A 22,559-nucleotide genomic window follows, 5' to 3' on the forward strand; every position below is an offset into this window, starting at 1 on the left:
CAATAACATAAAATAACATACTAAAAAGCAAAAAAATTGACACAAAAAAAGCAGGTTTTATGCGGCCTGCAAGGTATTTTTCGATTATTCAACTGTCAAACTCCCGGGTAAATTGAAAATTCACAATTTCACATGTTTTTCTTAAGCTGTTATTATGATATAATGCATTTGAATTTTTTTATCTCCTGACAGTTTTCGACAGTGTTTTTGATTCCCTGCCTGTATAATACTCCTAAACCAATCTATGGAGGAACTGGCATGCAAAAGGAATTCTTAATCGAAACGCGTTCTGTCACCGATGAAAAAGGAAATCTTTTGAATTTAAAATACTATCTCATAGAAGAGGAATCTGTTCAGACCCGCGCTCCTCTGTACCGCATCTGCATCAAAAAATCATCCGCAGGGCGCCCCGGTGTGGAAGAAGCGGAGAGCACGCCGCCCGTCTCCGGTTCGGAGGCTTCCGCCCGTAAAATGCTCCGCCAGCTTATCCGGAATGCGGTTACTCCCGTATGCCTGCTGGAAATTGTGGATGACATGATGACAAAGGAGGACATGCAGGTCTCCTGAAAGGAACAAAAATGGCTGAATCATACCGCTTTACATGGCAGGGCGGAACGGGAGAAATCGTAGAAAAAAAATCCCGTTTCATCGCCACTGTCGCTCCTGTAAAATCTGAGGAAGAAGCGCAGAGCTTCATAGAGCACATAAGAAAACAGTACTGGGACGCCAGGCACAGCTGCACAGCCTTTACCATCGGCAGCCGGCATCAGCTGACCCGCTGCAGCGACGACGGGGAGCCTGCCGGCACCGCAGGACGCCCCATGCTGGACGTACTGCTGGGCGAAAATATTCATGACACCTGCGCAGTCGTAACGCGCTATTTCGGTGGCACCCTGCTTGGGACCGGAGGCCTTGTCCGCGCCTATTCCGGAGCCCTGAGAGAGGCCCTGAACCACGCCGTCATTCTGGAAAAGCAGAAAGGTGTGCGCCTGGAGATCCGTTCTGACTACGCCGATCTCGGCAGAATCCAGTATCTGATTGGACAGAATCAGATCTCCATCCTGTCCTCCTCTTACACAGACTCTGTTTTTCTGGAAACACTTGTTCCAGAGGACCGGTTTGATTCCTTTTACGCTTCCATCACAGAAGGCACCGCCGGAAAGGCCGGCTTGACAAAGGGCAGCTTTGCCTGGTATGCCCTTCAGGATGGAAAGGTGATCCTTTTTGACAAGGAGGGAGAGGAATGAAATTTTTCTCAGTCAGAAGGCACGCTCTTTTCCCGGTATCCCTTTTCGCAGCGGGACTTTTTCTGGTGCTTTTCTTCTTCTTTGTCTGGAAATACCAAAACGGCCTTTATACAGATCCCGCCCTTTCCCTGCGCATCAATGAAATCTGTACCATCAATCCCGGTACGCAGGAGGGGGAATCCACTATCTATGAGGACTATATCGAGCTCTACAATCCCACGGAACAGGCAGTCTCCCTGGAAGGACTTTACCTCTCCGACGATCCGGGCAATCCCCTGCTGGCCTCTCTTCCGGAGGGAGAGATCCAGCCGGGCGGCTACTGCGTCATCTATGCCCTGGGGGAAGGGGATTCTGTGCCAGAGGACTGCCTCTCTGTACCTTTCGGACTGGCGGAGGAAGAAACGCTTCTGCTTACCTGGGTCAGCGAAACTGATAACGGCACAGTCACTACGCACACGGTTGATTCCGTGTATATTCCCTCTTCCATCACCTCCGGAGCCGTCTATGCCGCCGCCTCAGATGGAGGCGGCAGCTTCACAGAAGCCCGCCCCTCTCCCGGCTCCTCCAACTCTGCCGCTTCTCTTATTGTGGACGAGCCTGTATTTCACACACCGGGAGGCTTTTACGAGGACAGCGTAGAGGTCACGCTCTCTGCTGCAGATGGTCTTTCCATCCGTTATACGCTGGACGGAAGCGAACCCACAGCGGATTCCATGCTGTACACGGAGCCTCTGATCCTTACCGATCCGAGCTCCTCTCCGAACGTCTGGTCTGCGCGTGAAGATATTACCTCTGAGGATCGAAATTACCAGGTTCCCGGCGAACCGGTGGATAAGGCTGTCATTGTGCGGGCAGCGGCCTTTGACGAAAACGGAAACCGCAGCAATACCGTGACGTCTACCTATTTTGTCGATTTCAGCGAAAAGGAAGGCTATGACGGCGCTGTAATGCTTTCCCTTGTCACAGATCCTGACAGCCTGTTTTCTTCCGAGGAGGGGATCTACGTGCGCGGCTCCCTTTATGACGAGGCTCTGGAGAATGGACAGATTTACAGTGAGCTTCCCTGGATCGAGCTGATGGATTATACGCAATATTATCTGGAGGGCCTGTCTTCCGAGCGCTCAGCCCATATCGAGCTGTATTCCGCATATGGAGATATCCTTCTTGATCAGGAATGCGGCATCCGTATCCGCGGCAACGAATCCCGCAGCTTTCCTCAGAAAAGCTTTACCCTCTATTCCCGGAAGCGCTATGAGAAGGAGAGCTTTGATCCGGTTCTTTTCGGGACGGACATCTCGTATCCAAGCCTGATTCTGAACAACAGCAAGACTCTGAAAAAGGTATTTTTCTTTTCCCTTGTGGAAGACCGCAGCGCAGCTGTCCAGGAATACATCCCCTGCCAGGTATTTCTGAACGGAGAATACTGGGGAATGTATTATCTGATGGAACGCTATTCCTCTGAATACCTGGAAGGACACTACGGAGCAGGACTGGAAAGCTCCACGCTGATTAAGGATACCAGATATGTGGCCGACGGAGATTCGGAGGGCCTTGAGAGCTACCGGGAGCTCCGGGATTATCTGGACCGGGAGGATCTGGACGACCCTGAGGTCTATGCCGGGCTGCTGGAACAGATGGATATGCAGAGCTTTATCGACTGGATGTGCACCAATATCTATATCGCCAACACAGACAGCAAGCCTCTGGAAAATAACGTCTATACCTGGCGTGACAACGGGGGCGCAGATACAGAGAGCACCGGCAGCCTTCAGTACAGCGACGGCAAATGGCGCTGGATGCTTTATGATTTGGACGACTCTCTCGCTGTCGGCAGCGCCGTGGAAAATGGAGAAGCCTATACCATGGACTCCTTTATCGAGCACGCCGGCTACGCGCCTTCCGGTTATCTGGACGACAAGCCCATGCCGGCTCTGATGAAGAATGAGGAGTTCTGCCGCCAGTTCGTCCTGACCTTTATGGATATGGCAAACGAAAACTTCCGGGCGGACCGCGTGCTTTCGCTTCTGGACGAAATCGAAGCGCAGTACGTCTCCTGGGCTGATAAAAGCTGGGAACGCTGGAACACAAATCCTCAGGACAAAACCTTTTCCGAGCAGATAGAGGAGCTGCGCGTCTTTTTCGAAAACCGCTATGATTCTATTGTCCCCTGTCTTGCGGAACATTTTGGACTGACAGGAGAGCTCGTAACCCTTACCCTGTCTGTAGAGGACGGAAGCCAACTGGCCTTAAATACGCTGGAGCTTGACCTGTCCTCCGGGGACTGGCAGGGGCAGTACTACACAGATTACCCCGTGACGCTGACCGCTCCGGAGCAGGAAGGCTTCGAGTTTATCCGCTGGGAAATCGAAGGCGGGACGATCATGCAGGGGAATGAAAGCGACAGCGAAATCCAGGTACAGCTCGAGGGCGACACCCGGATCCAGGCTGTATACGATGAACAATAGTTTTCTCTTTCCATTTATGAGATTGATATTTTTTGTCAATAATAATCCTGAATGGCAGTTTCCGGCGCATTGACTTCCCGGGGTGCTCTGCCAGAAAAATGGAAGGAGAACATCACCATGGATTATTTACAGATTGAAAAGGTCATCGGAAGAGAAATTCTGGACTCCAGAGGAAATCCTACGGTAGAAGCCGAGGTGACGCTCGCCGACGGCAGCGCAGCCCGCGGAGCCGCGCCCAGCGGCGCGTCTACCGGGGAATTCGAAGCCCTGGAGCTCCGTGACGGCGACAAGGCCCGGTATCTCGGCAAAGGCGTCACAAAGGCTGTAAAGCATATCAACACCGTCATCAGTGAAGCCGTCACCGGCATGGACGCCTCTGATATCTACGCCGTCGATCAGGCCATGATCGAGGCTGACGGCACAAAGGATAAGTCAAAGCTTGGCGCGAACGCAATTCTTGCCGTATCCATCGCCACAGCAAGGGCCGCTTCTATCTCTCTCGACATTCCTCTTTACCGCTTTCTTGGCGGCGTCTCCGGTAACCGCCTTCCGGTCCCGATGATGAATATTCTGAATGGAGGCGCGCACGCAGCCAATACGGTCGACGTACAGGAATTTATGATCATGCCTGCAGGCGCCCCCAGCTTCCGGGAAGCCTTACGCTGGTGCGCCGAGGTCTTCCACGCATTGGCAGCCATTCTCAAATCTGAAGGGCTTGCTACCTCCGTAGGAGACGAGGGCGGCTTCGCTCCCAACCTCGCCAGCGACGAGGAAGCCATCTCCTATATCCTGAATGCTGTAGAAAAGGCAGGATATGAGCCGGGCAAAGACTTCATGCTGGCTATGGACGCCGCCTCCAGCGAGTGGAAGGGCAGCAAAAAAGGGGAATATGTTCTTCCGAAGGCCGGAACCCGCTTTACCTCCGAATCCCTGATCGCGCACTGGAAGCAGCTCGTGGAAAAATATCCGATCATCTCCATCGAAGACGCTCTCGACGAAGATGACTGGGAAGGCTGGCAGCTGCTCACAAAAGAGCTCGGCGGCAAGGTACAGCTCGTAGGCGACGACCTCTTTGTAACCAATACAGAGCGCCTCTCCAGAGGAATCGAGCTTGGCTGCGGCAATTCTATCCTGATTAAGCTCAATCAGATCGGTTCCGTATCCGAGACGCTGGAAGCCATCAAAATGGCGCACAAGGCCGGATACACTGCTATCGCCTCACACCGTTCCGGAGAGACCGGCGACACCACCATCGCCGATCTGGCCGTGGCCTTAAACACCTGCCAGATCAAGACGGGCGCGCCGAGCCGTTCTGAGCGTGTGGAGAAATACAACCAGCTTCTGCGTATTGAGGAAGAGCTGGGCGCGGCGGCTGTGTATCCCGGGATAAATGCTTTCCGCATAAAGAGAAGTTAAGGAACCAAAATCTTGCTTCAAATGGACGCAGAGGCTTCTTCTGATTCCGCCGTTCGTCCCTTCACGGACAGGCGTGTGCTTCCGGACGGACTAAAAAGCAGTCCGCCGGAATCCCACACCAGTCCGCGAAGAGGCCGGACGCGTGAATTCAGAAGAAGCCTCTGCTGTCGGTTGAAAAAGCCTCCTATTCTCTATCCGTATATACACGCAGCTGAATATCAATTGGCACCTGTGTTGTGCTTAAAACATGACCACATTTGCAATTCATTCTGACCATATACACTCCCTTGGCGATAGTATATTAAAACACTTTCACGAAACAGCCCCTGTGGGGTTTCTGATATCCCAGTGTCCGGCTTTCCGCGAACGGCTGTATGATTCAGGCGGACTGCTTTTTAGTCCGTCCGGAAGCATACAGCCGTCCGTGGAATGTCCGAACACAGGATACAGAAACCCCACAGGGGCGTCCCGTGAATTTATTTTTTATTTCTTTATCTGTCCGTAATAAGCATTCGCCCCATGCTTTCTCAGGAAATGCTTATCCTGAATCACCTGCGGAGCCGGAGCCACGCCGGGCTTCAGGGACTCGGTACGGTAAGCCATCTTCGCCACCTCTTCCAGCACAACCGCGTTGTGTACGGCATTGGCAGCGTCGGTTCCCCAGGTAAACGGCCCGTGGTTTGTGCAGAGCACGCCCGGAATATGCATCGGGTCCCTGCCCTGGAAGGTCTCAACGATGACAAGGCCTGTGTTCTTCTCGTACTCACCGTTTATCTCTTCCGCCGTCAGACTTCTCGCGCAGGGAATCTCCCCGTAGAAATAATCTGCGTGAGTCGTTCCGTAGCAGGGAATGCTGCGTCCTGCCTGCGCCCAGGAGGTCGCCCACGGAGAATGCGTATGTACCACGCCTCCGATCTTCGGAAACGCCTTATAAAGCTCCAGATGGGTCGGGGTATCGGAAGACGGGTTGTAATCTCCCTCTACCTTGTTTCCGTTCAGGTCGATGACTACCATATCCTCCGGCTTCAGGAGATCGTACTCTACGCCGCTGGGCTTGATGACAAACAGGCCGCTCTCACGGTCGATGCCGCTGACGTTTCCCCAGGTGTAGGTGATAAGTCCTCTCCTCGGAAGCTCCATATTGGCTTCATATACCTTCTTTTTCAGTTCCTCTAACATGTTATTTCTCCTTCCTGACCGGGCCTCCCCCAATCACACTCTCAATATACCGGCCTTCCTTGGACAGACGCTTTGTCCTCAGAGTCCTGTGACTATATTTTACAGTCTGCAGCCATTTCCTTCAAGGAAAATATGAAATCCTTTTTCAGACGTCTGTTTTCTGATCCAGGAGCTTTCTCATGGCGCCGCAGGCAAAGTGAAGATCTGCCTTCCAGTCTTCCTTGCCCAGGTACCAGAATTCTGTCACAAAACGGCGTACGCCGATCTCCCAGGCCGTATCGATCATAGCCGGGAAATCCACCTGCCCCTCCCCGTACATCATATCACGGAATTTTCCGGGAACCGTTTCCTTCAGATGCATGGCCACCACATGGCCGGCGCAGCTGCGCAGATCCTCCAGCACATCGGTCCCGTAGGTCAGGGACGCGTTGTTGATATTTCCGCTGTCCGGATACACATTTAAGTAGACAGAGCCCACTGCGTCCACATATTTCATGGACTTGGCGCAGGTGTTCATAAACTCGGTCTCCATCGTTTCAAAGCCCATGAGAACTCCAGCCCTCGCTGCCATGTGAACCGCTTTTTTCAGGTTCTCTCCAAAACGCGCCACCGTCTCCGGCGTGGACTCGTCATAATATACGTCGTAGCCTGCCAGCTGGATGATGCGCACGCCCAGGTCATCCGCCAGCTGAATGGCCTTTTCCATAATCTCCATGCCGCGGGCGCAGGTGGCCGGATCGCTGCTTCCGATGGGATACTTGCGGTGGCCGGACAGGCACATGCTGCGAATCGGGAGCCCTACCTCATACATGGTCTTTACGAGCTCCAGGCGCTCTTCCTTCGTCCATTCCAGACGGGAAAGCTTTTCATCGGTCTCATCGATGCTGATTTCCACGAAATCGTAGCCTGCCTCCTTCGCCGCCTCCAGCTTTTCCTTCCAGGTCAGAGTATTCGGCATGGCCTTTTCATATAATCCAATGGTATATGCTTTCATTCTGCTTCCTTTCCTTCCGCCTTTCGGGAAATTTCCTACAGGCTCTCAATCTCATAGAATGCAATCTGATCGATCTCACGGTTTGTGGATACCAGGCCTACCTTTCCAGGCTTTTCATAGACACGCACATTGGCCGGTCCTACATCGTGATCCAGAACCTCCATCACGTAGTCGCTGCCGTCATAGGTGCAGGCCAGCAGATCGCGCTCACCCTTGCGGTGGCCGATGATAGCAGCGCCTTTTCCGAAAATCTCCGCTCCCCAGATGCCGTGAGCAAACTCATACGGCTTATCAAAGGTCTTGATGCAGGTATATTTTCCGTCCACTTTTTTATAGATTTTGATAATTTCACCGTGGAAGGGAGTCATCACCAGCATCTCCAGCTCGCCGTCTCCGTCAAAATCCGCGAAGGTCATATCGCTGGCAGCGTCCTCCGTCAGCGTCTCTAAGCTCCACTCTCCGCCCTTCTGCGCAGGGGGAACCACTTTGAAGATTCCGTTGTCGGCAGCTACAGCAGCCCACATGCCGCCTTCCTCTTCTACACGGCAGTAACCGTGGTTTTTCAGAAGGCCGTCCTTCAGCACGGTCAGCTCTATCTGATGCTCTTCGTCGACTCCGCTCAAATCCTCAGGCAGCACGCCTACCCAGATCTTCCCCGGGAATCTCCAGTCGTCCTTATATTCATGGTCTGATTTCAGCGCGCAGGCGATAATATAGTTGACGCCGCCGCTGGTCAGAATGTCAAAACGGTGTACGAAGGGCAGATCCACGAGGGTCTTTACCTCCCAGTTATTTTTTGCCTTTGGAGTCACCAGGACAAGCTTCGCCTCCTTGGAATCGTTGGGCGAATAGAATTTATGGGTGGCAAGGAACTGTCCGTTGCTTCCGGGGACCTGCACCATGCTCATGGTTCCGCCCGGCTCCTCCCATACAGTCTCCTCCAGATTTCCATCCAGATCAAACAAAAGGCATTTATTCACCTTCTCCGCCGCGATCAGAATATGCTCCGCGCCGTTATAGGTCAGCGGGCTGATCGCATAGCATTTTTCCAGTTCATGAGTTTTTATTTTATTTACTTTCATTTCCGTCTCCTAATCTACCTGATATACCCAGGTTCCGGACTCCCGGAATCTCCGGACCATTTCAGCCGGAGCCTCCGAATCCGTTATAATATTCTCTATTTTCTCCGGCGGGCAAGACACGCATCCAATCTTTTCCCCAAATTTGGAGCTGTCCGCCAGAATATACGAGGATCCAGTGACGCGTTCAAACATCATCTGGTTCAGATTTACTTCGCTGACCATTTCGGTCGTCATGCCCAAATCAGGGCTTAGGCCGCTGCATCCCATAAAACATTTTTTTGCCGTAACCTGAGCCAGATTATTTCTGGTAAAATCCCCTACCATTGCTCCCTTCGTATAGCGGAGCTCACCGCCCAAAAGAATGATGGTCGCCTGAGAGGGATTTTCTTCATTTATAATATTTCCATTGTTTGTAATGATTGTGACGTGGCGGCTGGTAATATATTTCACCATGGCAACCGCCGTAGAGCTGGTATTGATAAAAATGCTGTCCTTTTCCTCCACAAGGCTGGCCGCGTAACGGGCTATCCTTTCCTTGCGGAGCTCCCGGCTGTTTTTCCGGGTCTCTTCCGCGCTTCCTGTCCGCGCTCCTCCATAGAAGCGTTCTAAAAGCTTATGCTCCTCCAGATACTGCAGATCCCTGCGAATCGTCAGCGGCGACACCTGAAGCTGTTCGGCAAGCGTATTGACTGTCACATCGCCTTCACTGCGGACAGTCTCAAGAATCCTTTCTCTCCGGCTGTTTACAATCGAACGGCTCGCTTTCATGCCGGTCGCTCCTTTCTGCTGAAATGTAGAGTAAGATAAAAGAAGGTTCTTCCTCAGGCCTTCCGGACCTGAGGAAGAACCTTCCCGATCTGTGGTTTAATTCAGCTGAATTCCAGACTCCTTCAGCTTCTCTTCCATCTCAGCCTGAGACATTACGTTTTTCAGGCCGATTACATGTACGCCCTTTGCCTCTGCATCCTTGAACATGGAAATAAAGTTCAGCGGGCAGAACACGATATCAAACTGAGTCGCAGCGCTCTTTCCCTCGGAAAGAGAGCAGTGATGCAGCTTTCCGACCTTAATGTTCAGAGATTTGATCACCTTCTCAGCAGTCATCTTCATCATCAGACTTGTTCCGGCGCCATTTGCGCAGCATACCAAAATGTTCAGCATCTTATCTTCCTCCAATACTTATGAAATTAAAGCAGTTTTATTCAGCCTTCTTGGACTTAAGCTCCTTGTAAGCCTCCCAGTCCTCTGTCATCAGGAAATATCCATCCTTGTCCAGTCTGTACTGAATCTGCGGAATCGCAATCAGCGCAATGATTACAATTGCCAGACCAGCATAGCTTAAATACTTCATCAGAACTGTGAATACCGGCCATACAACCGCCCAGTCCCACATTCCAAGGTATCCGCCGTATGCAGCCATGCCTACCCAGCTTGCGATAAATGCCGAGCCAAATACCTGGCACAGACCGGAGATAAACGGAAGGACGATAGCCGCCTTCAAACCACCTCTGTTATTAGCATACACCGCAATGGTCGCGTTGTCAAAGAAAACAGGTACGAATCCTGCGATTACAAGTACCGGGCTCTTCAGAAGAATCAGAGCTCCGATAGCCAGGAACTGTCCTACCGCTCCTGCAAGGAAGCCGATGGGAACCGCATTCGGAGAACCGAAGCCATAGGATACCGCACAGTCAACAGCCGGAATGGAGCCGGGCAGCAGCTTGTTTGCAATACCCTGGAAGGAATTCGTCAGCTCTGTTACAAAGGTACGTACGCCAAGCTGCAGAATTGCCAGATATACAGCGAAGTTAAAGCATGTATTTAATATGTAGAACAGGAAGCTTGCTCCCTCTGTCATGAACCCTGCCTCTGTCAGGTAATCGCGTCCCAGAAGCAGAAGGATAATTCCAAAGAAGAGGGTCATCAGAAGCGCCGTACATACCATGTTCTCATTAAAGATGGCCATGAAGCCCGGAAGCTCAATATCCTCAATCTTTTTGGATGCCTTTTTGCCCTTCTTAACGTCATGCTCATGCCATTTTCCGGCAATCCAGGAGAACAGCGCCACACCCATGATCTGCTGGTGTCCAAGACAGAAGCCTGCGCCGTCGGTCAGCTCCTGGGTCGGCTTGATAGTCAGGTTAGAGCCTACCGCCCAGTACAGACCAAGCACGACAGCCATAACAAGAAGCAGGGCAGTGTTGTTTGTCAGAAGTCCCGGCAGCGCGAACAGAATCAGCCAGTAAGCGGTAGACGCCTGCTGTACCTGTACATGGCCCGTGGTAAACAGGGAACGAAGCTTCGTGAGCTTGCGGAAACGAACCAGCACGATATTGATGATAAACGCAAGCAGAAGAAGAATCATGACCTGTGAAAACGGCTTTCCGAATGTCTCTTCCACGCCTGCGGTAACTGCGTTCTGTCCAAAATACGGATCGATAACCATAGCGTCCAGATTAAAACGCTCTCCAAGGCCTACCAGCACCGGACGGAAGTTATTTACCAGTCCGCTGGAGCCTACGGCCAGAATCATGTATCCAATGACAGCCTTCAGAGTGCCTCCCAGCACATCATACCAGGGTTTCTTAAGCAGGATATAGCCAATCAGTACAATCAGGCCAATCATCCATGCCGGCTGCTGTAAAATATTAGTAGCAAAATACGACCAAGCGTCCATTAAAAAATTCATACACTTTTCCTCCAGTTTTTCCCTCTCGTGTTTCGTCCGGAAAAGATCAGCTCTCTTTACCGTCCAGATACTTCTCCTGAAGCCTCAGAAGATCCTCGGGTCCCTTTGCCTTCAGAAGCTCCGCCACCAGTTCCTCGTTCATCAGCATTTCCGAAAGGCGCATCATATTGTTCAGATGCTGCTCCGGATTGCAGGAAGCCAGCGTGAAAAACAGCTGAGCGTCCTTCTCCGGATCCTCCGGGTCAAAGCTGACCGGTTTCTCCAGCTTCATAAAGCCGATAGCCGTCTTATTGACTCCCACTGCTCCTTCCTGGGAATGGGGCATCGCGACATTCGGCATAATCACAATATAAGGTCCATATTTACGCACGCACTCTACAATGTCATGAGCGTAATTGGGTTCCACAGTTCCATCCGCCTCCAGGGAGCGGCAGCTCATAATAATGGCGTCTTCCCAGTCCTTAGCTTCCTCAGCGAACAGATAATGCTTTTTTTCCACGAATTCTCTTAACATATCTTCTCCTTACCGCCGTCTGTCCGGGAGCTCCGGACAGACCGGTGAAATTTTAATGATTACAGGCAGGAACGGAACGGAATATTCTGCGGATGCTCGAAGCAGTCCTCAAATCCTCTTCTGTGATGATAATAAATCTTATCCTTATCCTGCGGGTAGGTGTACTTTCCGCCCACCTGCCAGAAGAACGGATGGAACTTATACTCGTTGCGGTCCTTCTTGAAATCATACAGAAGCTTAATCTCCTCGCAGTCCGCCTGGAAGTTGGTCCACACATCCCAGTGAATCGGAACGACTACCTTGCACTGCAGATTCTCAGCCATGCGCAGCACGTCGATAGATGTCATCTTATCCTGCATGCCGATGGGATTCTCGCCAAAGGAGCCGAACGCCACGTCAATATCATAGTCCTTTCCATGCTTTGCGAAGTAAATGGAGAAATGAGAATCGCCGGAGTGATAAATGTTGCCGCCCGGTGTCTTCACCAAGTAGTTCACTGCCTTGTCATCCATATCTGTCGGGCATACGCCGGTCAGCTCTTCTCTGTTCTCACTGGTGTCGTCCGTGGTCACGATACAGGTACGGTCAAAGCTGTCAAGAGCAACAATCTCAATATCCTTGATCTTGATCGTGTCTCCCGGTTTTACCGTAATGCAGCGGTCTGCCGGAACTCCCCATTTCATCCAGGTCTCTACGGACTTCTTCGGTCCGATGAATGGAACAGGAATCTCCTTTCCATTCTCATCGGTGGTGGTCATGCCGCTCTTAATTACGTGTGCCGCCCACTCTGCAGACATATGATCCTGATGATAATGCGTCGCCAGAACCGCATCTACCTGTTTGAATGCAAACGGATCAATTACGAACGGAACATTACGCAGGTTCGGCTGCATCAGGCGGCCGCCGCACATATTTGCCATCTGATGCCCCGGCTTCATCTTGTTGTCGCCATGGGTCCTCTTTCCGTTGCCGCACCAGAGGTCAATTGTAATGTTTGCCCCGCCCGGGGTCTTGAACCAGATGCCGGTACAGCCCAGCCACCACATGGCTACGTTTCCCGGAGCCACGACCTCGTTCTCAATGTCTTCCACGAGCCAGGTCCCCCACTCCGGGAAGGTACTCATGATCCAGCTGTCTCTTGTGATTTCGTCAATCTTCGACATATCTGTTCTTCCTTTCTTAAAAATGATTTTCAGTTCCTTATGGTTCTATTGTAACCGAGCAGCAATTGACTTGCAAACATTTTTACGATTGTTTCATGCGTTTTATGTTCATTTTATGTGCTTTTTGATAATTTCGTGTTATCCAACAAGCAAAACCCCCTATTTATATGTTTATGTAAACTAAAATCCGGCATTTTGCACAGCCGGATTTTAGTTTATGATTGTTTTGAATGTTTTTGCTTGTTCTTTTTGTGCACTGTTATAAGGATACAGCCGGGAATCAGAACCAGCCCACCACAGACGCAGGCTGTCATGGCTCTTCCATTCCGCACAAACTGAATCCACGCACTGGAGGTGACAAGGAATCGCAGCTCTTCTGTCTCCTGCCGGTTTCCCGCTTCATCCTCCGCCCGCACCATCAGCGTCTGCCAGTCCCCGCTCCCCGGCACCCGGAAGACAAGCTGTCCCCGGCTCTCCTGAAGCTGTGCCCGATCAAAGGAGGCCTGCTTTTCATCGTTGATCCAGATCTCCGCCTGGCTGAGAGCAATATTATCCTGTATATCTATCCGGATTTCCCGGCTGTCGCTGCGGTACCGTCCGTTGTCCTCCACGCCTGTCACCACGACGCTGGGAGTGGTCTTGTCAACAGCGAATTCTATGCTCTTTTCCTTGATGCGGTTGCTGGAGACATTTTCCGCCCTGTCCTTTGAATACACCGTCACCACATATGTGCCCTCTCCACTGAAATTACGCGCCGCAATCTGATACCGATAGGTTTTCCAGGAGTCCTCGCCGCCGGATTCCGTGACCGTATAGTCCCGTCCCTCCTGCAGCATGACTACCTGTCCGTCCCGGCTGTAGGAGACCTCACCGAACTCCAGCGTGTCTACATTATATTCCTCGATCACGATATCCTGCTCCTGGCTTGTATAATAGGAACCATTCCTTCCAGCCAGCTGCTCCGTGGCCGCATCCAGCACATAGACAGAGCCGAAGCGGTTCACAGAAAACAGGAGCTCTGTCTCCGTCACATTTCCAGCCAGATCTGTGATGCTGGCGGTAAGCCGGTACAGGTCGTCATTTTCCGGCACATGTTCGAAATCTCTCCATTTCAGAGTGACGCCGTCCGCGCCGGCGCTCCTTGAAAACGGCATTTCACGGAGTCCTCCGCCGCTTCCCAGAAGCTGTACCTGGATTCCCTCCATGTCATAATTGGTATCCGCAATCCGCAGTCCGGGAGCGACTGTGCCGTTGTTCGCTGAGTGGTTCTCGATATCAAAAAAATCTGCCTCAGGAGCTGTCAGATCCACCACAAACTCCTCCTCCGTATAGATCTCTGCCTCATTTCCGGCCAGATCCGTATACTGAAGCTCCATCATAAAGACGCCGTCGTAATCGAAATCCACCAACGCCCGGTGCTCATCACCGTTTCCTGAGAAGCCCGAAATCCGGGGCGCGGCGATTCTCTGTCCTCTGTCTGTGGCCGTGGTCTCCGCGATCACATCCTCTTCCCTGAAGTTTTTCTCTGTAATCAGAATCTGAGCGGAGCGCGCTTCCCCGTAGTAATTTCCGTTCAAGGCACTGCCGCCGTTCCAGCTGACCGAGAGTACGGGAGCTGTCTTGTCTATCACGAATTCCTCTGTCTCTCCATAGCCGCCTTCATTTCCCGCAGAATCCCGGCAGGAAAAGCCAAAGCTGTACTCGCCGTCCTGATCGAAGACCACCTCCGCCGTCCAGCTGCAGCTGTCTGTATGCCCCAGATCGTATGGATCCCCGGATCCGGAGCAGCCTCCGCCTCCGTGATGGCTCCAGGACAGCCCCGGCGTGTCCATGCCGGTGATCTCAAGCTGCACATCCTCCGGATCAAAGTTCCGCTCCGTCACTGTAATCAGCGCCGTACGGTCTGCCTTATAATATTTCTCATTCAGAACCTCCTCGTTGTCCCAGCTTACAGACACCTGCGGAGCCACCGTATCAATGTGTACCTCAGGCATTCCTGCTGTTCCGGCTGTATGGCCTGCAAAATCTGTCAGAATCCCCTGTATCGGGATCTCATTCCGGTTATTTTCCGAGGCACGGATGGTCATTCTGTAGCTCAGCTCTGTGACGATCTCCCGGCCTTTCTCCTCGAAGCTCTGCCGCTCCTCCTGGCTTCCCGCCTGATAGAAGGCGTTCCGGATTCCGGAAAAGCCGTCCTTCATCACGAACTGAATTGTCACATCTCCGCGGTAAAAGCCTTCTCTTTTGGCTGTTCCGTCCACCACGGACACCTCCGCTGAGGAGGTCTTCTCATGCATCGCGGTCGTCTCGGAGACGATTCCTCTGGTCGTCACGCTTCCTGGCATGGCTGTGCCTGCCCGGTCAGCGGCACGGACCGTAAAGGTTCCCCGGAAGGATTCCGGGAGAGTGATTTCCATGAAGCAGACCGACGGGTCTGCCCCGTCCCGCTTCAGCATGCCATTCTGAAGAGACGCTGTTCCTTCCACGGTCTTCCCTGTCTCTCCGTCCTCATAATAGACCTCATACCTGTACCAGAGCTCGCCCACTCCGCTGACCAGATCCCTGGCCTGCATGCGGACCGTCATTTCAGGCTTGCAGAAGCACCCGAATGTCACGCCGTTTATGAGCTTTTCAATGAAATTCTGTTCCTTTGCTTCATAAGTGATGTCTCCCGCCGGTTTTCCCTGGCTGTCATACCAGTCTGCCAGCTCCGGAGCTGTACGGTCCAGGCAGCAGCTTCCGAGATCCAGCCTGTGATCCTGCTCCTGCCCGGTGAAAGAGGCGTAATTGCCTGCCTTATCCCGTACCTCCATGCTCAATGTATAATGAGCCTCTGTCTCGAGCCTCAGGGTAAGCCTGTGCACACCGTCCTCGAAGGTTCCGCCCAGGTCTTCCGAAAGCTCCGCCCAGGTCTTCCCGTTCAGGCTGTCCACCTCCCCGCAGGGCACCTGAGCGCCACGGATATCCGCCGCTTCCAGCCAGAGACGGGTAGCCTCCATATCCAGGTTCGGCTCGGCCACAGCCAGCTCCAGTGTGAGGAATTCCCCGCTTTGGTAATAATCCTCCTCCCCGCTGATTTCCTGACCCTCTGCGTCCAGCCAGCGGAACGACACCTCCGGTGCAGTCCTGTCAATGATAATCACCGGGCTCATATAGAAGCCCTCTGTCACAGCCGTGTCTCCCAGGCCCTCCAGAATATTCCCGGCTCCATCCGAAAAGGCTCCCAGAGCGGCAGATGTGTCATAGCCCCCGGCTCCGGCCTCCGGCCAGGAGCCGATCCGGAACCGGTAGACTCCCTCCTCCGTCAGCAGATACTGCCCCCGGTACAGCCCATTTCTTTCATCCTCAGCCGAGGCCGCCGTAAGCGTGCGCCCAAGCTTCGTATCTGCAGTCAGCCTTCCGTCCTTTTCCAGCTCCAGATGCATCCTGTCCTGTACATAGGAAAAATACCGCTCTGATACAGTCAGGTCAAAGGGGACACTGCCGGCATAGTACAGGGACTCATCATTTTCATAGCCCTCCAGATGCTCTGCCTCTGTGCTCACGCCCAGCCGCGGCGCAGTCGTATCAATGATGAGAATGCTGCCATTCGCCAGCGCGGCTTCCTCCGCTTCCGCGGCATTTCCCGCTCCGTCTGTCATCACAAGCTCTGTAATGCGCAGCTTTTCTTCCTCCAGTTCACTGTCTCTTACATTCAGGAGCTGCTCAAAAAGCTGATATTCCCCTCCCTCTACAGAGCCCTGAGCCTCCAGCGTCACCGGCAAAGACTCCGTCAGCGTATATTTTTTCTCCGCGTAAGTAAAAACAAGCCTCCGGATCCCGGATGGACAGGTTCCCGGATCTCTCGCGTAAATCTTCACCCGGATCGCAGTTTTTCCGAATATGGTGTTGGCTATCTGGTGAAGCAGCCCCTGCTCCTCCGCTGCTTCGTACCCAAAATAGATATGGGTGGGATCCGGATCCTTCCCATCTATAAAAATTCCCTTTATCTCCTCTGTCTTCTCATTTCCGGCCCGATCCCGGGTGCGGATGTAGACGCTTCCCTGAAAATCCTCCTCGTGCAGCACGATGCGGTACGTTCCATCCTTCTCCGGCTTCAGCTCCTGTCCCTTCTGATTCAGTGTCTCCAGATCAAAGCCCGGCACAGTCCCATCCTCCGCCTGAACCTGCACATAATATTTTACAGACTCTGTTCCAGACTCGTCCGCCAGGCGGAACGAAAGCTCATAGTCCTCCGCATTTGTCCATACTCCCTCTCCGGCCGTCCGGGCCATCAGCTCATACCGGACAGGACTTCTGTCCAGAAACACCGCTGTACTCAGCGTCTCCGCTTCGTTTCCGGCTTTGTCCTTTGCCAGTACGGACAGCGTATAGGCCGCCTCTGTGGAAAATGGCAGTGTCAGCGTGTAGACTCCGTTTTCATGCGTACCACCGTACTGCCTGGAAAGCTCTTCCCAGCTCTTCCCGTTCAGCTTCTGCACCTCTTCACAGGAAACCGCCGCGTCGGAGCCATCCCGCGCCTCCAGCCAGATCCTCGTGTCCTCTGTGTCCAGATACAGCTCCTTTACGGCCAGCGTCACAGACAGCCCGTCTCCGCTCTGGTAATACGAGCCGGATTCCGCAGGATCAAAGGGCCGGCCGTCCGCGTCCTTCCACTGCAGGCCCGCCTCGGGCGCAGTTTTGTCAATCACGATCTGCGGCCCGGTATACACTCCGCTCTGAACCTCCGTATTCTCTCCGCCTGTCATCAGGTTCCCGGCCGGATCCGAGAAGCCCCCGAGAACAGACGTATCGTACCCTGCAGCCTCCCCCGTTCCTTCCGAAGGCTCTGAAGGCTCCGTCCCGGAAAACTCCGGATAGGCTCCGATCCGCAGCTGCCAGCTGCCCTCCTCCGTCAGCGTATATACAGTTTCGTAGATTCCCTTCTCCGGATCCTCTGCCTTCATGGCCGCTCCAAATCCGGTATCCGGCGTCCTTGTCTCTCCTTCTGCCAGCTCCAGGTGCAGGCGGTCCTTCACCTGATCAAACCATTTCTCCTCCACCGTCAGTCGGAAGACGGCGGCGTCCTTAAAATACCAGCGCTCATCCGCGGGAAAGCCATTCCGGTACCCGCTCTCCGCCTTCACTGTCAGCTTCGGCGCTGTCCTGTCTATAATCAGGGTATGGCCGCCCTCCAGGAGCTTTGCTTCCCCTTCCACCGTATTTCCGGCCAGATCCTTCAGCTTCAGGTCCGTGATTTCCAGAAGCTGATCCTCCAGCTTATCCTTTTTCACATCCAGGGACACCTCTGCCAGCTGATAGAGCCCCGCAGCCGCAGGATCCTTCACCTGCTCCGCCGTCAGGGACGCTTCCCCAAAGCTGCTTACCGTAAAATCCTGGCCTCCGCACCGGAAGGAAAGCTCAGCGATGCCTGATGGAAAGCTGCCCAGATCCCGGACATATACCTTCACCGTGATCGCCTCCTCCCCGAACACGCCGTTCCAGAAGCTGTCCCATACGCCTGTGTCTGTGTCCGCCTCGTATTCGAAATACAGATTCTCCGTGTCCGGATCGATTCCGTCTATCCGGATGCCGCCCACCGTCTCCGTTCCTTCATTTCCCGCAGCATCACGGCTGGAAATATAAACGCATCCCCGGAAATCCTCTTCGGAAAGCGTGACGGTATAGCTCCCGTCCTGGCCCGGGCTCAGCTCCCGGCCTTCCTTCTGCATCGTCTCTCCGCTGTAGGCCGGGACTGTTCCGTCCGCCTGCTGCTTCTGCACATAATACCTTACGCCCACTGTGCCGCTCTCATCCGTCAGCCGGAAGGTGATCCGGTAACTTTCCTCATTTGTCCATTCATTCTCTTCTGCTGTCCTGTCAAGGAGCTCGAAGGCTGCAGGGGAACGGTCCAGAAGTATCTCTGTCTTCCCGGCCTCTGCCCTGTTTCCGGCTCTGTCCGCCGCCTCGGCAGACAGCGTATAGGCCGCTTCCCCGGACAGGCTCAGGGTCAGGACACTGGCGCCGTTTTCCTCCGCCACGCCGTACCTTTCCGCAAGCCAGCCCCAGGTCTTCCCGTTGATATTCTCCGCCTCTGTGCCGGCCGGATTTCCCTGTCCGTCCACAGCCGTCAGATAAATACAGGTGCTGTCCGGATCCAGATTCCTTTCCTGGATGGAGATCACCGCAGTCAGGCTTTCGCCTCTCTGATAATAAGCTCCCGGCTCCGAGAGATCGACTGCCGTTCCATCCGCAGTCCTCCACTGTACGCTGATAACCGGATCTGTCCGGTCCACGCAGATTCCCTTTACCTTCTGCACGGTTTCATTTCCGGCCATATCCCGGGCGCAGATGTAGACACTGCCGCAGAAATCCTCCTCCGGAAGCGTGATGCTCCAGATCTCCTGCTCAGGAGAATACGCGGCCTCCTGTCCTTCCGCTGCCATAGTCTCCGCGCTGTATTCCGGCACGCTGCCCTCCCCGTCCTGCTCCTGGATATAGTAGCTCAGAGCCTTCACGCCGTTTTCATCAGAAACCTTCAGCTCAATCTGATAGAGCTGGCTGGTCCATACGCCTTCTTCCACTGTCCTGCCCACTGTCTCCACAGAGGGACCATCCTGATCGCTCACGATACTGGCCGCCAGGGGAGCAGAGACATTTCCCGCCTTATCCTCTGCATAGAAATACAGCGTGTGCGTTCCGCTCTCCGCAAAGATCAGGCTGCCGCCGGAGACCGGCTGCTTCTCTGCCGCTCCTCCCTCCGCGTACTCAGCATCCACCGTGTAAAAATATCCGGAAATTCCGGAGCCCGTCTCCCCATCCTGCGCTGCGGGAAGCGTAATGATAACTCCCATCTCTCCGCCGGTATAGACCGCCGGGATGTCTCCCGTATTCTCCACGGAAAGCTGTTCTCCGCTCTCCGCGTCCGCAACGGACAGGCTGCTTCCCTCCAGCCAGACCGGCGCGGCAGTGTCAGGGGGCTCCGGCTCCCGGATACCTGTGATTTCCACAGAATCAGAGACTGTCTGTCCCTCAGCATCTCCTTCCCCTCCGTAAGACAGAGAGATCGTGATACTTAAGGGCTCTCCGGCTTCCGCCGCGTTCTGCTGTAACTGCACACCGACCGTCAGGATACCCTCGCTGCCATCCCCGGAGATCTCATATGTCATGCTGTCCGCCAGAACTTCTGCGCGGCTGACATCCGAAAGGTCTGCGCTGAAATTTTCCACACCCAAAAGGGAAAGCGCATAAGGACTCTCCTCACCATCCGAATCCCTGGCAGCCACCGCCGCCCGGACAGTGAGGCGGTCCCCCGCGGTGATGACCGCTCCCTCCTCTGCATCCAGCTCCGCCGACAAGCTGAATTCAAAGCTTTCCTCAGCCGGTTCCTCTCCGTCTGGTTTCTCCTCTTCCGGTTCCTCTCCGTCTGGTTTCTCCTCTTCCGGTTCTTCTCCGCCCGGCTCTTCTCCGCCTTCTGATTCTCCTCCCGACACATTCTGCGTACCCGCAGAAACCTCCGGGATTTCTTCCGCCCGGACCTCTCCGGCCCCGGCCGCCTGCAGCAGCAGAAGTATGGCCAGCACCGCAGCCAGCGCCCTGTATCCCTTTCCTGCTTTCATCACTTTCTCCTCCCAGCCTAGATCGTTTCGTCCGTATGCGTCACCAGAATTTCTTCTTCGATCTGAAATCCATCGTTTCCAAGAGGGAGTGTCTCACTCCCGCCGGCATATTCCGGCATATTCCGGCGGCCCAGCGGAAGCGTCTCTCTGCCGCGGACAGCCTGGGCCGCAGGCGCTGACCGCCCTGTCCCCGGCGCAGCCGGCGCCTGACCGGCAGAACTGGAAAAGCCGCCCTGTTTCATCCTCTCTATGGAACGCTTCGCCGTTTTTCCGCTCAGATACCCTATCGTTCCGGGAATCCGGAAAACAAAAAACAGCGCCACAGCCAGCGTCAGGCACAGCACAGCCAGCACGGCACTCACAAGAAAAATCTGATGGTACATCGCGATTGCATTTTCCGCATGGTTCATCCCGCTACACCCCCTCATGCTCCGCCAGCGCCTGCGGCTGGCTGAATACTGCATCTACCTGCTCCTCTGCCTGTGCGGTAAGCTGCTCCAGGCTCTGCTCCATTTCCTCCAGGCCCTGCTCCTTCAGATCCACCTCCAGGAAATCTGTCTGAAGATGCTTCCGGATCCCCGCAAGCTGCTCCTTCATCTGTTCTCTGCTCACCCCGGCAGCCGCGAACTCCGGCGCCCGGGTGTACAGCTGGCCGGCCAGCTCCTGGTACATGCGCAGGGCTGTCATGGCATTGTCCTCATCCACCAGGTTGCCTGCCGTGAGCTCTGTAAGCTGATTCCAGTAGTCCAGATAGGAGACCGTAGAATCACCCGCCTTGTCTATCAGGCCAATCTGCGTATAATATCCGGCTATGGTTCCCAGCCTTTCGGCGCGCACTCTTTCCTTTCCCGGAAGGGTCTGAGACTGTGCCGCAGCATCCAGCCACTTCACCGCATAGGTTTTATTCCCTTCTGTCTCATAATAGTAGTAATAGGCCAGTCCCAGCTCATAGGCCAGCCTGCCGTATTCCTCTGCGTTTTCTTTTAGAAGACTCTCATACGTCCTTCCTTCCGCGTCAGTCCGTCCCAGAAGGCTCCGCAGCTCCTCGTCCTCCTCTCTGTCCAGGCTGACCGCTCCGTTCTCCGCCGTCAGGAATACATGCTCCAGAAGCTCCAGGTACCCATCCGCCCTTCCCGGCTCCAGGCTGACTGCCTGTTCACAGAGTCGGATCTGCTCTTCCTTTGTAGCTCCGGAACGGGCGTCGGCCATCAGCGACTGGTAGGTATTTGCCGTGAGCCCCCGTTCCATATTTCCTGCTGCCAGAGCAGTCGTGCCGAAAATCAGTGACAGAGACAGGGCCGCCGCAAACAGGCCGGCTCTCCTCTTCTGCTGTCTCCGGTATTTTTCATCCAGCTCGCCATAGTGCTCAAGAGCATAGTAAAGCTCCTCGCAGCTCTGATATCTTTCGCCGGGATCCCGCTGAGTACATTTGAGAATGACAGCTTCCAGTCCCGAAGAGAGGCCGGGATTCCACTGCCGGATTGGATAGATTTCATAGGGCGGCTCAGAAGGATTATGCCCGGTCAGAAGGTGGTAAAGCGTCGCGCCCAGGCAGTAAATATCTGTCCGGGCATCCGTCTGTCCGCTGCCGCCCCACTGCTCCGGTGCAGCATAGCCCGGCGTCCCCAGGCAGACGGTATCATCCCTGCTGCTTCTCTCCTTGAATTCCCGGGCTGTTCCGAAATCAATCAGGGTCACAGTACCATCTGATTTGAGCATCACGTTGGAAGGCTTCATATCCCGGTAAATGATCGGGGGCTTCTGCCTGTGCAGATAGCCCAGCACATCACAGAGCTGCTTTCCCCAGGAAATCACCTGTTCCTGAGGCTGGGCTCCTTCCTCCTTCAGAAGCGTCTCCAGGGAATTTCCCTCTATATAATCCATAACAATCAGGAAGGTGTCATCCTCGTCTATGACGTCAATGATGCTGGGCAGATTCGGGTGCTTCAGCTTTTTCAGAAGATCCGTCTCCACGATCAGCCCCTGGCGGACCACCTCATAATTCTGTACGCCGTCCTTGCGCACCTCCTTGACCGCCCAGGTTTTGTTCGCTTTTTCATTAATCGCAAGATAGACGACACTCATGCCGCCTTTTCCAATCTGATTCAGTATTTTGTATTTTCCGTCTATCAGAGAACCTATTTCCAGCATGACAGGTTTTTTCCTCCCTCTGTCTTTTTCGGCTTTTCCGCTCCACACAGGCCTTCCGGCA

At 53.9% G+C, this 22,559-nt stretch carries 15 protein-coding genes; 4 read left to right on the forward strand and 11 right to left on the reverse strand.

Annotated elements, in window-relative coordinates; translation table 11 throughout:
* The first annotated feature begins 258 nt into the window (after positions 1-258).
* From B5E77_RS13865 to eno, 4 genes are all read left to right on the forward strand, one after another.
* A complete protein-coding gene (locus tag B5E77_RS13865) occupies positions 259-567 on the forward strand; it encodes a DUF6514 family protein (RefSeq protein ID WP_087165950.1) in 309 nt (102 codons plus the stop codon).
* A gap of 11 nt (positions 568-578) precedes the next feature.
* A complete protein-coding gene (locus tag B5E77_RS13870; protein WP_087165951.1) occupies positions 579-1,247 on the forward strand; it encodes a YigZ family protein in 669 nt (222 codons plus the stop codon).
* The gene (locus B5E77_RS13875; RefSeq protein WP_087165952.1) at positions 1,244-3,712 is read left to right on the forward strand and encodes a CotH kinase family protein; all 2,469 of its coding nucleotides are present in this window, start codon (positions 1,244-1,246) and stop codon (positions 3,710-3,712) included. The genes B5E77_RS13870 and B5E77_RS13875 overlap by 4 nt, the downstream gene beginning before the upstream one ends.
* Before the next feature lie 117 nt (positions 3,713-3,829).
* Positions 3,830-5,128 (forward strand): phosphopyruvate hydratase, encoded by a 1,299-nt coding sequence (gene eno, locus B5E77_RS13880; protein WP_087165953.1) that lies wholly within the window; start codon positions 3,830-3,832, stop codon positions 5,126-5,128.
* A 483-nt stretch (positions 5,129-5,611) separates the two neighbouring features.
* Here the strand turns inward: eno and araD are convergent, their stop codons facing one another.
* The 11 genes from araD to B5E77_RS13935 form a co-directional block, all read right to left on the reverse strand.
* Positions 5,612-6,307: an L-ribulose-5-phosphate 4-epimerase gene (gene araD, locus B5E77_RS13885; RefSeq protein WP_087165954.1), complete on the reverse strand. Its 696-nt coding sequence runs from the start codon at positions 6,305-6,307 to the stop codon at positions 5,612-5,614.
* Between the two features lie 145 nt (positions 6,308-6,452).
* Positions 6,453-7,301, reverse strand: a complete 849-nt coding sequence (locus B5E77_RS13890) for an L-ribulose-5-phosphate 3-epimerase (protein ID WP_087165955.1) — start codon at positions 7,299-7,301, stop codon at positions 6,453-6,455.
* Positions 7,302-7,336: 35 nt separating this feature from the next.
* Positions 7,337-8,383 (reverse strand): hypothetical protein, encoded by a 1,047-nt coding sequence (locus B5E77_RS13895; protein ID WP_087165956.1) that lies wholly within the window; start codon positions 8,381-8,383, stop codon positions 7,337-7,339.
* A 9-nt stretch (positions 8,384-8,392) separates the two neighbouring features.
* Positions 8,393-9,151 carry a DeoR/GlpR family DNA-binding transcription regulator gene (locus B5E77_RS13900; protein WP_087165957.1) on the reverse strand — a complete coding sequence of 253 codons (759 nt, stop codon included), beginning with the start codon at positions 9,149-9,151 and terminating at the stop codon, positions 8,393-8,395.
* Between the two features lie 96 nt (positions 9,152-9,247).
* A complete protein-coding gene (locus B5E77_RS13905) occupies positions 9,248-9,544 on the reverse strand; it encodes a PTS sugar transporter subunit IIB (protein WP_087165958.1) in 297 nt (98 codons plus the stop codon).
* Positions 9,545-9,581: 37 nt separating this feature from the next.
* Positions 9,582-11,072, reverse strand: coding sequence for a PTS ascorbate transporter subunit IIC (locus B5E77_RS13910; protein WP_087165959.1), 1,491 nt, complete (start codon positions 11,070-11,072; stop codon positions 9,582-9,584).
* Between the two features lie 46 nt (positions 11,073-11,118).
* Complete coding sequence (locus B5E77_RS13915) at positions 11,119-11,586, reverse strand: PTS sugar transporter subunit IIA (RefSeq protein WP_087165960.1); 468 nt, start codon at positions 11,584-11,586, stop codon at positions 11,119-11,121.
* Positions 11,587-11,645: 59 nt separating this feature from the next.
* Positions 11,646-12,749, reverse strand: coding sequence for an L-ascorbate 6-phosphate lactonase (ulaG, locus tag B5E77_RS13920; RefSeq protein ID WP_087165961.1), 1,104 nt, complete (start codon positions 12,747-12,749; stop codon positions 11,646-11,648).
* A gap of 215 nt (positions 12,750-12,964) precedes the next feature.
* On the reverse strand, positions 12,965-20,347 hold the full coding sequence (locus B5E77_RS13925; RefSeq protein ID WP_087165962.1) for an Ig-like domain repeat protein: 7,383 nt from the start codon (positions 20,345-20,347) through the stop codon (positions 12,965-12,967).
* A 17-nt stretch (positions 20,348-20,364) separates the two neighbouring features.
* Positions 20,365-20,757 carry a hypothetical protein gene (locus B5E77_RS13930; RefSeq protein ID WP_087165963.1) on the reverse strand — a complete coding sequence of 131 codons (393 nt, stop codon included), beginning with the start codon at positions 20,755-20,757 and terminating at the stop codon, positions 20,365-20,367.
* Between the two features lie 4 nt (positions 20,758-20,761).
* A complete protein-coding gene (locus B5E77_RS13935; protein ID WP_087166011.1) occupies positions 20,762-22,498 on the reverse strand; it encodes a serine/threonine protein kinase in 1,737 nt (578 codons plus the stop codon).
* Between the last annotated feature and the right edge of the window lie 61 nt (positions 22,499-22,559).

Source organism: Lachnoclostridium sp. An131 (assembly GCF_002160825.1).
In the GTDB taxonomy this organism is placed as follows: Bacteria; Bacillota; Clostridia; order Lachnospirales; family Lachnospiraceae; genus Laedolimicola.

What these genes read in the sequence shown, in the direction of transcription:
- eno (WP_087165953.1), top strand. Translation starts at nt 3,830, where the DNA reads ATGGATTATTTACAGATTGAAAAGGTCATCGGAAGAGAAATTCTGGAC.
- B5E77_RS13910 (WP_087165959.1), bottom strand. Translation starts at nt 11,072, where the DNA reads ATGAATTTTTTAATGGACGCTTGGTCGTATTTTGCTACTAATATTTTA.
- B5E77_RS13930 (WP_087165963.1), bottom strand. Translation starts at nt 20,757, where the DNA reads ATGAACCATGCGGAAAATGCAATCGCGATGTACCATCAGATTTTTCTT.
- B5E77_RS13870 (WP_087165951.1), top strand. Translation starts at nt 579, where the DNA reads ATGGCTGAATCATACCGCTTTACATGGCAGGGCGGAACGGGAGAAATC.
- B5E77_RS13865 (WP_087165950.1), top strand. Translation starts at nt 259, where the DNA reads ATGCAAAAGGAATTCTTAATCGAAACGCGTTCTGTCACCGATGAAAAA.
- B5E77_RS13925 (WP_087165962.1), bottom strand. Translation starts at nt 20,347, where the DNA reads ATGAAAGCAGGAAAGGGATACAGGGCGCTGGCTGCGGTGCTGGCCATA.
- B5E77_RS13875 (WP_087165952.1), top strand. Translation starts at nt 1,244, where the DNA reads ATGAAATTTTTCTCAGTCAGAAGGCACGCTCTTTTCCCGGTATCCCTT.
- B5E77_RS13905 (WP_087165958.1), bottom strand. Translation starts at nt 9,544, where the DNA reads ATGCTGAACATTTTGGTATGCTGCGCAAATGGCGCCGGAACAAGTCTG.
- ulaG (WP_087165961.1), bottom strand. Translation starts at nt 12,749, where the DNA reads ATGTCGAAGATTGACGAAATCACAAGAGACAGCTGGATCATGAGTACC.
- B5E77_RS13895 (WP_087165956.1), bottom strand. Translation starts at nt 8,383, where the DNA reads ATGAAAGTAAATAAAATAAAAACTCATGAACTGGAAAAATGCTATGCG.
- araD (WP_087165954.1), bottom strand. Translation starts at nt 6,307, where the DNA reads ATGTTAGAGGAACTGAAAAAGAAGGTATATGAAGCCAATATGGAGCTT.
- B5E77_RS13935 (WP_087166011.1), bottom strand. Translation starts at nt 22,498, where the DNA reads ATGCTGGAAATAGGTTCTCTGATAGACGGAAAATACAAAATACTGAAT.
- B5E77_RS13915 (WP_087165960.1), bottom strand. Translation starts at nt 11,586, where the DNA reads ATGTTAAGAGAATTCGTGGAAAAAAAGCATTATCTGTTCGCTGAGGAA.
- B5E77_RS13890 (WP_087165955.1), bottom strand. Translation starts at nt 7,301, where the DNA reads ATGAAAGCATATACCATTGGATTATATGAAAAGGCCATGCCGAATACT.
- B5E77_RS13900 (WP_087165957.1), bottom strand. Translation starts at nt 9,151, where the DNA reads ATGAAAGCGAGCCGTTCGATTGTAAACAGCCGGAGAGAAAGGATTCTT.